The sequence below is a fragment of the uncultured Campylobacter sp. genome, assembly GCF_938030685.1.
Lineage (GTDB): Bacteria > Campylobacterota > Campylobacteria > Campylobacterales > Campylobacteraceae > Campylobacter_B.
Genome location: NZ_CALHHX010000061.1, coordinates 1 through 9,657 on the forward strand (window position 1 = coordinate 1; position 9,657 = coordinate 9,657).

Sequence of the window (9,657 nt, forward strand, 5' to 3'; positions counted from 1 at the left end):
CGCCCTTTAGCGGGCAGATCAGAGCGCGCCTTAAGGAGCTTGGCGACATCAGCATGCCAAGCGTGGGCGTTTTTGAGCTTAGCGAAGTAAAAAACAAGCGCGCGAAATTTTATCTAAGCGAAAATCAGCTCCGCTTCCTGCGCGCCGGACAGAGCGTGCGGATCATCGCCGCAGACGGCTCTAGCGCGAGCGCAAAGGTCGCCTACGTGAGCCAAACCGCGATGTACACGCCCCGCACGGTGCAGACCGAAGAGCTGCGCGCAGATCTCGTGTGGGAGGCGCGCGCCGATTTTAGCGACGAAGATGGGCAGTTTCGCTTAGGTCAGCCGATCAGCGTGGAATTTTAACGGGCGAGCACTGCGCGTAAAATTTTAATGCACGAGCGAAATTTGGCGCGCGGCACTTTGGACACTGCGGGCAAAATTTGGATAGCAAAGCTCGCTGCCCCGTAAAATTTTACGCAACACCGCGTAAGCCGTGCATACGGCGTGAACCTGATGAAATTTTAAAAGCGCGCTTCGAGGTAAAATTTTAACGGCGCCTATTCGACAGAGTAGGGCGATAAAATTTTTGCTACGTATAAAGGTACATCGTTTCGGCGCAGACGGCGATTAAATACCGCGCATTTAGAGTTGGTGCCGTACAAAAGGCGGAAAGGTGGCATAAAATTTATCGTGCGAGTTTTGCGCGAGCCGGTAGCGGCTTTGGATAAAAGATCGGGATTCTGCAGCGTAGCGAGTAAAATTTTGCCGAAAGATTTGGCGCAAAGCAGCGCGAGTTAAATTGGCTCGCGGCGAGGTAAAAGCAGGGCAGTAGAGCGGCAACGGGCTTTATTTCTAGCAGGCGTTTTGCGATAAACGAGCGACGGTTGAGTACCAAGCGCGGACGGCAGTAAAATTTCGCTACGAAACAAGCGGCGCGATTAATGCCGATTGCAAACGGCGTAAAATTTTGCCCAAAAGGCGCGGTAGCTGAGTCGGCACTATGCTAAAGAAAGCCGAGAATAGGTAAAATTTCGCCAAAAAGCGCGGTAGCGGTAAAATTTCACCGCAAGAGAGCGCGACGCAGATAGAGAGCTCGGCGCTTATGGGTCTCCAGGTGCCTGAAAACTCGCTTGCGTTTTGAAGCAAGTTTATCGCGGATATTCACAGAGCGCTTGATGTTAGGATCGCGACGTTTTATGCGCGGATAGTTTCGTTGCTCGTCGCAAAATTTAAAGCGTGCGGCGGTTGTAAAACCAAGATGCCGCGGATGTCACAAAACTAAGATGCCGCAGTGGCTGCGAAACCAAGACGTCTCGGCGGCTGTAGAGAAGCAAGGCGTCGCTATAAAGAGCGCCTTTTAGGCGTGCGCAGGTCTCGTTCGTCGCGCCAAGCGACGGAGCGAGCAATTAAAAGCGAGCAATTAAAATTTGGAGCTAGGCTTGGATCTACTAAATATTGTAAATTTAAAGAAATTTTATCTGCGAGAGGATCGCAGCAAAAACGTCGTTTTTGAAAATTTTGATCTGCGAATTGGCGACGCGCCGCGGCTCATCAGCCTCACGGGCCCCGACGGCGCAGGCAAATCCACGCTTTTAAAGCTCATCTGCGGCATCATCGCGCCCGATTGCGGCGAGATAAAATTTGCAGGCTTCGTCCCGAGCGGCGAAAATAAAGAATTCGTCCGCGCAAACGGCTATATGTCGCAGAGCCTGGGGCTTTACGAGGAGCTTAGCGTCTGGCAAAATTTAAACATCTTCGCGGGTCTAAAAGGGCTCGATCTAAAAGACGGCGAGGAGTATCTGCGCGGGCTTTTGCGCCGCGTGGGGCTTTTGAAATTTAAAGATTATGCCGTGGATTCGCTCTCCGGCGGGATGAAACAAAAGCTTGGCGTCGCCTGCGCGATTGCGGCTCGTCCGCGGCTTTTGGTGCTAGATGAGCCCACAGTCGGCGTCGATCCGCTCTCGCGCAGCGAGCTGTGGGCGATCGTGCGCGAATATCTGGATCAAAGCGGCGCGAAATGCATATTTTCGACGGCGTATTTCGACGAAGCGGCGGATGCCGATCTGACGCTGATTTTGCTCGGCGGCAAGATCATAGCGCAGGAGCGCGCCACAAAGATCACCGCGGCGCTGCGGGAGCATACCTTTCGCATCGACGGCGAGGATTATCAGAGCCTGGCGCGTCGCTTGATGTTTAAGACGCAAAGATTTTTAAAAAACTCCCCGCTCATCGACATCTGCCCTAGAGACGGCAGCGTCGATCTGCTAAGCGAGGAGCCGATAAGCCTGCGCGATCTGCAGGAGTTTTTAAACGCAAGCCTAGAGGGTGATGGCGAAAATACAGAGCGCGAAAACGGGAGCGACAAAGACGCGGAGTGCGAAAACGGGCGCGGCGAAAATTTTAAAATTTCAAACGAAAACGAGGGCGTTAAATTTAGCGAAAGCGGAGACGCTAAATTTAACGAAAACGGAAGCGCTAAATTTAAACTGAGCCCGCGCGAGGCGAGCCTAGAGGATGCGTATATTTTTTTAAACAGAGCGGAGATCGGCGCGGCAAACTTCGGCTACGAAAAAAAGAGCTTCGATGCGGCTCAAACCGTCATCAAAGTGCGCGACGTGAGTAAAAAATTCGGCTCATTCACCGCCGTGGAAAATACGAGTTTCGAGGTCAAAAAGGGCGAGATTTTTGGCCTTCTGGGCCCAAACGGCGCGGGCAAAACGACGACCTTTCGTATGATCTGCGCGCTTTTGGGGATGAGCGGGGGCGAGATCTCGGTCATGGGCGAGGATCTGCGCTACGCCAAATCATCGATCAGATCGCGCATCGGCTATGTCTCGCAGAAATTTTCGCTTTATAAAAAGCTAAGCTGCTATCAAAATTTAGAGTATTTCGGCCGCAGCTACGGCATCGGCGGAGTAGCGCTAAAGCGGCGTATAGAGGAGCTTTTGAGCGAGTTTGGCTTGCAGCGGCTGCGAAACGAGACGTGGCAGAACCTGCCGTTCGGCGCGGGGCGCAACCTCAGCATGGCGTGCGCGCTCATCCACCGCCCCGAGATTTTGTTTCTCGACGAGGCCACCAGCGGCGCCGATCCGCTCTCGCGCAGGCTCTTTTGGAACCGCATAAATGCGCTCGCGCGCACCGGCGTGAGCGTGGTCGTGACGACGCATTTTATGGAGGAGGCGGAGTATTGCGATCGGTTTTTGATCCAAGATCGCGGCAAAATCCTGGCGCTGGGTAGCCCCGACGAGGTCTGCGTGCAGCACGGGCGGCGGCTTAGCGTGCAGCAGGCGTTCATAAACGAAGTGCAAAAATTTAGAAGCGAGGCGGGCGATGAGGGCTCTTGATCTAAATTTTGCGCGAGCCGCGAGGATTTTTGATCCGAATTTTATGCGGGTCGGGCGAAAACCAGCGCGCCCGCGCGATAAAATTTTAAGTCGCGAAAGGCTCTTGCGAGGTGATGAAATTTTAAACGGCGGCGGAATTTTGAGCGACCGGGCTTTGAATGTCGGTGAAATTCTAAGCGGCAGCGGGATTTTTAGCAGCGGCAAAATTTGGAGCGATAGTAAAATTTTAAATGGCGGCGGGATTTTAAGAGATTGCGAAATTTCAAGCGGCAGTGTAATTTTAAATTTGACGTCGCGCGGCGGGACGCGGCGTGGATTTTTTAGATGGATACTGCGCAAGCTCCGCGGCGAAGCGAGCCCGCTCCGTCTGCTCCGTAAATTTCAAAGCGCGAACGGCTCGCAAATAGATTATAAATTTAAAAGAGCGGTTGCTCTGCAAACAGATCGCAAATTTAAAATGGCGGTCGGTCTGCGGGTAGCTTGTAAATTTAAAATCGTAATGCAAAAATTTCATCACAGAACTTGCACCGCCGTAGAGCTTTTACGTCAGAAATTCCGTAGCGAGACAATGCCGCGATGCATAAAATTTCAAAGCCCACCGTATGCGATCAAGCGATCAAAATTTCAGGGCGCGATGAGTAAAATGGGCGCAGGCAGTCGGTCTGCACTGCTAAAATTTCAAATCTCGGTTGCCGCACTTTCGCAATTAAAATTTAGGGGCGTACCAAATGCGATCACGCGGCTAAAATTTCAGGGCGCGATAGCCACAGCCGCATTTGCTGCGCGATTGAAATTTGGGGGCTCGTCGCGCGCAGCGCAGCGGCGCAAAATCCGAGCACAGGGGCAGGGCGGATGAATTTTACCTTTTTAAAAATCCTCGTAAAAAAGGAGTTTGCGCAGATTGCAAAGGATCGATCGGCGCTCGTGATCGCGTTTTTGATGCCGCTAATTTTGGTCGTGATCTACGGATACGCGATGCGAATGGACATAAAGCCCGTCAAAGTGGGCTTCGTAAGCGATCTGGGCTCCAAAATCGAGCGGGATCTGCTCGGCGGGTTTTTGGGCTCAAAATACCTGCAAACCCGCGTCTATACGGATTTAGAGAGCGCGAGGAGGGATTTTAAGGCGCACGAGATCGAGAGCATTTTGTATTTTGATCCGCGCTTTGCGGCTAAATTTCAAAACTCGTTGAGCGGGCTCGGCGGCGCGGGTGCGGGCGTAAATTTAAACCTCTTTAGCGACGAAAGCTCCTCCACGCGCGGCACAAGCGATATTCAGAATATGAACGGCGGAGCCAATGTCCGTCCGCTTGAGGACGGCGGCGCTGGCACTAGCACGGAGAGCGGTATAAACACCTCTGCAGGCGGTACCGGCGCAAGAGGGGAGGGCTCATACGGCAACGGCTCAGAAGCGGGCGGCAGCGGAGTAAATTCAAGCAGCGCGACCGCAAATTCTAGCGGCGGTAGTATGGGCGCGACTGCAAATTCTAGTAGCGGCACAGGCGACATAGGCGCAAATCAAGGCAGCGTAAATTTAATAGGCGGCGCAGGCGATACGAATACAGGCCTCATCGGCGGTGCGGATGATCTCCAAAATGCAAGCCCTTACGCTAACGACGCAAGCGGTACAGGCGGCGCCGTAAATAACGGCGGCTTAAGTAGTGCAGGCGGCGGAGCGAGCAACTCAGACCAAGACGGCGCCGAAATTTTTCTTATCCAAAACGCCACGCAGTCGCAGCTCGCGCTTCTTAGCTATGTTTACGTAGCAGGGGTAATCGAGCAGGTTTTGGCGCAAGATTACGGCTTTTTAAACGCAAATTTAAGTGCCGCAGCAAAGCCCGTCAGTGTGAATTATCGCAGCTGGTTCAACGAAGCCAACGAATCGACGTGGTATCTCGTATCTGCCGAGTACGTGGGGATTTTGGGGCTCATCTGCCTATTTATGGTCGCGGTCGTGATCTCGCGCGAATGGGACCGCGGCACGATCGCCTCGCTTTACAACTCCAACGCAAGCACGCTTGAGATCGTCACTGCCAAGGTCGGCGCGTATTATTTCCTAGCACTTTTGGGCGGCGCGATGACGCTCGTTTACGGGCAGGTTCTTTTAGGTATCCCGATCCGCGGTAGCGTGGCTATGCTGCTGGCGACGCTTTGCGTCTTCGTGCTGGAGATGACCTGCCTAGGCATGCTGATCTCGGCGATCTGCAAAAATCAATTCCTAGCGCAGGAATACGCCATCGTCATCGGCTACCTGCCCGTGACGCTGCTTAGCGGCATGATCTTCGATCTGCGCGGACTGCCCGCGGCGGTCAACTTCATCGGGCACCTGCTGCCGCCCACATACGCGGTCGAATCCTTTCGCATCTGCTTCCTATCGGGCGGACAGAGCGCGACGCTGTGGATAAACCTCGCCATTCAGGCGCTCGGAGCGGTTCTGTTTTTCCGCTTGTGCGTGTTTAGCGTAAAAAGGGGCGCACGATGAAATTTTTAGAATTCCTAGACGCGAGGAGCTTTGGCTTGCAGGCGGCGGAGCGTAGATTTGAAATTTTAAAATTTCTTAGCGAGAGGCATTTTGGCTTGCGAATGGCGACGACGGAGTTTTTAAATTTTACGCCAGCGCCGTCGCGCAATGGATTTAGAATTTTAAAATTTACTCTTGAACCGCTGCGCAATCGGTTTGAAATTTTAAAATTTACGCTTGCTTTAGCGCGTCTTGCAGACACAGCGCAAAATTTCATATCGCAGCATGGATTTAAAATTTTAAAGCCCGTTTGCGAGCCGCTTCGCGCTCTGCATCGTGTTTTGCCGAACGCAGACAAAGCCGAAGCAGGGCGCGGATGCAGCATAGAAGGAAAACGGCGCGCGGTTAAGTTTAATCATGCGGGCGGATATTCGAATTTTGTGCGCCGCCGCATAGCGCGACTTCGTAGCGCAGCTGCACGGCACGGCTACGAAGCAAGGCGCGCCGGAAAATTTAGCAAATTTAGCCTCACAAGCGTGCTTTTAAATTTCATCTCCTTGCCACCGCATAAATTTAAACCCGCGTCCGCGGTACGTTTAAATTTCGCTTTAAATTCCGTTCCGCCCGCCCGCGCCGTTAAATTTGAAAATGGCGTTAAATTTAAAGGTGTCGCTAAATTTAAAAGGGACGCGCGATGAACGCTTTGCGAAAATCCCTGCTTCGAATTCGCGCGCTTATTAAGAAGGAATTTTTGGCGATGTTTCGCGACAAGGGCACGCGGATGGTGCTGATCGTGCCGGTGCTGGTGCAGGCGATCATATTCGGCTACGGCGCGAATTTCACCCCCGAGCAGGTGCGCTACGCGATTTTGGACGATGCTCGCGATGCGACGTCCACCGCGCTGGTGCAGAGCATCGCCGCTACGCCGATGTTTAAGACCGAACTTGGCTGCAAAGACCTAGCCTGCCTGCGCCGCGCGGTAAGCGAGGGCGAGGCGATCATCGGAATCTATTTTGGCAGCGATTTTAAGGATACGCACGAGCTTTTGATCATCGCAGATTCGCGTAATACAACCTCCGCAAACACCGTCATCGGCTTCGTGCAAGCCATAGCTGGGGAATACAACGCGCAGAATTTTGTAAATTTAATCAGCATAAATCCGCGCTATGTTTTTAACGAAAACACGATCACGCGCTACACGATCATGACGGGGATGATTTTGGGGCTTTCGATGATTCAGGTGCTGATGCTGTCGGCGTTTAGCGTCTCTCGCGAGCGCGAAGAGGGGAGCTTCGATATGATGCTGATGACGCCCGCAAACCCGCTTGAGATGCTGATCGGCAAAGCCGTTCCGCCCGTGCTGATCGCGATCGCGCAGGGGCTCGCGCTGTTTTTGATCTGCGTATTTTACTTCGAAATTCCATTCCGCGGGCGCTTTGCCCATCTTTTTGCGATCATCGCGATCTTTAGCGCCTGCAACGTAGGCATCGGCCTCGTGATCTCGACCGTCTGCAAAACCTCGCTGCAATCGGTCGTGAGCTCGTTTTTGTTCCTGCTGCCGTGCATTATGATAAGCGGGCTAATAACGCCTGCGGACGCGATGCCGCGGTGGTTTTACTACATCGCGCACCTCGATCCGATGTATTATGCCAACAACTGCATGTGGCGGATCTATCTGGAGGGCGCGGGCCTGGGCGAGCTGTGGCATCTCATCGTGCCGCTGCTGCTGATCGGCGCGGGCACGTTGAGCTTTGCGGCGTCGCTTTTTAGAAATAAGCTGGACTAGGGATTTAGATCGGAATTTCAGCTGGAATTTTGGCTTGGATTTTGCTTCGTCGTGAACTTCTGCTTAAAATTTTAAATTGATCGCGAAATTTCGGCTTGGAATTTTGCCCTAAATTTTGCGCGTTCGTAGCGGATAAAATTAAATCAAAATTCCGTGTTTCCGCCCGATGCGCCGCGCGCCGCGATAAAATTTCGCGCCTTAAATTTTAAAAATTTTGCGAAATTCCATCTTGCGAGTAGAGTTAGAATTTAAATCCGGGGTTGCCCGGGCGTCTTGCGGCGGTCGTATCATCTGCGCTCGCCTTGGAAGCGGGCTTTTTCGCATCGTCCGCGTCTGATTTCTTAAAAGCAGCGAGTTTGCTGTAAATGCTCGGTTTTTCGCCGTCCGCGCCTAGCTTGGCGCCGCCAAGCTCGCTAGAATTCTCCGCGCCGCATAACCTTGCGGGGTTGAATTTTATCCACGCTATGATTAGCAAAATCCCCGAAAATGCCGTTACCAGCGACGCTGCGATTAGATACGGCAGCGCGAGGATTACGCCTATTTTAGCTAGCGCGCCCGATATCGCTTCGCAGGGCCACGTCACGGACACCACTATGCCGTAGATTTTAAATAAATCCACGCCGCTAAGTGTGGCTAGGCGGCAGTTTAATACGCCCCAGATTATCACTGCTGCGCACGTCGAAAGGACGTAGAGCAGGGTGTAGAGTAGATCAAGCATCGCGCCCTCCTTTAGCGCTACTACCATGGCGCAGTAGCACAAAATCGCGACGATCGGGATACTTTCTATCAGCCTATAGGTCTTAACGAAGCGCACGCCTAGTGCCTTTTCTAGGCAAACGAAGCAGTCGTAAAATATCGCTAGTGTCGCTAGCAGCGCTAAAACTCTAAAAATCGCGACCGCGTCCTCGTCTATGCTGCTTACGCCCACCGTACCGCTTATGCCGATGCCTAGCAAAATCACGGCACCTAAAACTCCGCGGAATTTCGCCTTGCGAAGCAGATCTTGCTTTGAAATTTCTTTCATTTTTATCCTTTGAATTTTCTAAATTTACGTGCTATCTTGCGGCTTTGCTGCTGCGGCGGCGCGCTTGACATTGCTATATAACAGCGCGGCTTTGGACGTTGCGGTTTAGACTTGCAAAAGGCGTGGTCGCCGCAAAACGAAAGCGTTTCGGCTTAGGCGAGCTTTTCTATCTTGCTCCAGGCTAGTAGATGCACGATGCCGGTTATTATCAAGGCGGCAAACGGCAAAAATTCCTTCAACGACGCGATAATTAAAACCGCATCGGAATCGCCAATTTGCGGCTTGGAGGTAGCCAAACCGAAGGGCCCTGCGCCACATAGCCAATTTAGCGCGAGAAAGAAGGCGCAGAGCCACACGTAGATTCGAAATATCATCACGCCGCTTACTCGCGCCAAAGAGAAATTTATGCGAAGCCACGCTACGATTATGTAGATTGCGGCTGCGGGCGCTGCTAAATTCCATATTGTCTCTCCTGTTGTCTCTCTAGTCATCTCTTCTCTACAAGAACTTATCGGATGAAATAATGAAAACACCGAGATACAGATGAAAACAATTATGCAGTTGCGGTAAAGCGCCGCCGCTTTTATGCCGGTGAGCGCTGAAATTTTACTGAGTGCTCTTAACCTATAAATCACCGAGAAGCAAATAAAAGCGATAAAAATTCCACCTATGATCACGATATTATATGGATACCCCGGTATGCCCTCAAAAACAAAATCTATCGCCATCAAAACCACCGGTAACGCCGCTAAAAACAGATCAATGCCAGTGCTGATCATCCCATTTTTTCTTGCTTGAAATACGGTGTCTTGCACGTCGTATAACTCCTTTTAAAAATTTATTTCAATATGCAAAAAGCAGATGTAAAACGCTAATCAAACCGAAAAGAGCGAAATTTTATCGTGACAAGAGGTTTATGAAATTTAAAATTTAAACCTCTGCGCTTATCTTTTCTATCTTACTCCAGGCTAGCAGGTGCACGATGCTGGTTATTACGAGAGCGGCAAACGGCAGGAGCATTTTAAGCATTACGACAGCAATAGCTAAAGCCGAGACCTG

Annotated in this window: 8 protein-coding genes; 6 read left to right on the top strand and 2 right to left on the bottom strand. The window is 51.8% G+C overall.

The features are described 5' to 3' along the window. The 6 genes from Q0369_RS02890 to Q0369_RS02915 all read left to right on the top strand — a co-directional run. The coding region (locus tag Q0369_RS02890) for an HlyD family efflux transporter periplasmic adaptor subunit (protein WP_298095713.1) at positions 1-347 on the top strand (347 nt) is incomplete at its 5' end. A 1,076-nt stretch (positions 348-1,423) separates the two neighbouring features. Further along, positions 1,424-3,328: an ATP-binding cassette domain-containing protein gene (locus tag Q0369_RS02895; protein WP_298095716.1), complete on the top strand. Its 1,905-nt coding sequence runs from the start codon at positions 1,424-1,426 to the stop codon at positions 3,326-3,328. Beyond that, positions 3,315-4,184 (top strand): hypothetical protein, encoded by an 870-nt coding sequence (locus tag Q0369_RS02900; RefSeq protein ID WP_298095720.1) that lies wholly within the window; start codon positions 3,315-3,317, stop codon positions 4,182-4,184. Before Q0369_RS02895 ends, Q0369_RS02900 begins: the two co-directional genes overlap by 14 nt. Next, positions 4,181-5,809, top strand: a complete 1,629-nt coding sequence (locus Q0369_RS02905; protein ID WP_298095724.1) for an ABC transporter permease — start codon at positions 4,181-4,183, stop codon at positions 5,807-5,809. The genes Q0369_RS02900 and Q0369_RS02905 overlap by 4 nt, the downstream gene beginning before the upstream one ends. Next, positions 5,806-6,486, top strand: a complete 681-nt coding sequence (locus Q0369_RS02910) for a hypothetical protein (RefSeq protein ID WP_298095728.1) — start codon at positions 5,806-5,808, stop codon at positions 6,484-6,486. Before Q0369_RS02905 ends, Q0369_RS02910 begins: the two co-directional genes overlap by 4 nt. Continuing rightward, complete coding sequence (locus Q0369_RS02915; protein WP_298095731.1) at positions 6,483-7,574, top strand: ABC transporter permease; 1,092 nt, start codon at positions 6,483-6,485, stop codon at positions 7,572-7,574. Before Q0369_RS02910 ends, Q0369_RS02915 begins: the two co-directional genes overlap by 4 nt. Before the next feature lie 241 nt (positions 7,575-7,815). Here the strand turns inward: Q0369_RS02915 and Q0369_RS02920 are convergent, their stop codons facing one another. Together Q0369_RS02920 and Q0369_RS02925 are read right to left on the bottom strand one after the other, a co-directional pair. Beyond that, complete coding sequence (locus Q0369_RS02920; RefSeq protein WP_298095734.1) at positions 7,816-8,598, bottom strand: hypothetical protein; 783 nt, start codon at positions 8,596-8,598, stop codon at positions 7,816-7,818. Positions 8,599-8,750: 152 nt separating this feature from the next. Continuing rightward, positions 8,751-9,413, bottom strand: a complete 663-nt coding sequence (locus Q0369_RS02925; RefSeq protein WP_298095737.1) for a hypothetical protein — start codon at positions 9,411-9,413, stop codon at positions 8,751-8,753. Positions 9,414-9,657: the final 244 nt, after the last annotated feature.

What these genes read in the sequence shown, in the direction of transcription:
- Q0369_RS02900 (WP_298095720.1), top strand. Translation starts at nt 3,315, where the DNA reads ATGAGGGCTCTTGATCTAAATTTTGCGCGAGCCGCGAGGATTTTTGAT.
- Q0369_RS02905 (WP_298095724.1), top strand. Translation starts at nt 4,181, where the DNA reads ATGAATTTTACCTTTTTAAAAATCCTCGTAAAAAAGGAGTTTGCGCAG.
- Q0369_RS02910 (WP_298095728.1), top strand. Translation starts at nt 5,806, where the DNA reads ATGAAATTTTTAGAATTCCTAGACGCGAGGAGCTTTGGCTTGCAGGCG.
- Q0369_RS02915 (WP_298095731.1), top strand. Translation starts at nt 6,483, where the DNA reads ATGAACGCTTTGCGAAAATCCCTGCTTCGAATTCGCGCGCTTATTAAG.
- Q0369_RS02920 (WP_298095734.1), bottom strand. Translation starts at nt 8,598, where the DNA reads ATGAAAGAAATTTCAAAGCAAGATCTGCTTCGCAAGGCGAAATTCCGC.